This is a genomic window from Actinomadura sp. 7K534 (assembly GCF_004348575.1).
GTDB lineage: Bacteria > Actinomycetota > Actinomycetes > Streptosporangiales > Streptosporangiaceae > Spirillospora > Spirillospora livida.
Map to the genome: position 1 here is coordinate 1 of NZ_SMKB01000510.1, position 912 is coordinate 912.

1 pseudogene is annotated in these 912 nt (G+C 79.3%); it reads right to left on the bottom strand.

What is annotated here, in order from left to right:
• Positions 1–912: pseudogene (locus tag E1266_RS38650) on the bottom strand (hypothetical protein); the annotation flags it as partial.

The window sequence follows — 912 nt, forward strand, 5'->3', positions numbered from 1 at the left end:
GGCGGGGGACGGCGTGGCCGGTGCGACCGGCGGGGTGGACTGCGCCGTCGCCGGGGCCTGGACGGCCGTGGCCTCGCCGTCCCGGCCGGAGTCCGAGCCGGTGCCGCCGACGGTGAACAGGGCGACGCCCGCGGCCAGGATGATCGCCGCGCCGCCGCCGATGAGCAGCGGCCTGCGCCGGTTGGGCCCGCCGGCCTTGACCGGCCCGGCCGCCGCCGCGCTCTGCGGGGGCTGTCCGGGCGGGGGCGCCGTGTCGAGCGGAACGACGCCCTCGACGTGGTAGACGGGCGCGATCACGGCGGGTTGCGGCGCGGTCGTCTCCGTGTCCTCGTCCGCGCCGCCGCTGGACGCGGTGCCTGGCTCCGCGTCGGCGGGGGCGCCGCCGGCGGCCACCGCGCCTTGTGGGAACGGTCCGCTGCCGGTGGGCGGGGTGACGCCGACCGGAAGGATGGCGTCCGGTTCGAGGACCTCGCCCGCGGAGGCGATGGACGCGTCCTCCGCGGCCCTGGCCTTCTCGAAGGCGGACGCCTGCTCGTCCCGCGCGGACTTCCCGGGGGCGGCGGGAGCGTTCCCGCCGGGCTCGTCCGCCACGGCGGGCATGTCCACGGCCGTGTCGGCGGGCTCGGGCGCGCCGCTCTCCGGGGCCTCCTCGTACTTTGCGGCCTTTGCGGCCTTTGCGGGCTTCGCGGCGGCCTCCGGGGAGACGGCGGGGAAGCCGTCCGGGTCGGTGTCGCCGGACGACAGGGCCCGCTTGACGATCGGGTCGGCGGGAACGGCACCGCGGGAGTCGACCTTCGGGACGCCGACACCGGCGACGAGCGTCCCGGGCGGCACGCTGCCGCTCGCGGGGCCGCTCCCAGTGTCGCTCGCGGGGGCGCTCTGGGAGCCGCTCCCGGCGGGGGCGGCGAAGCC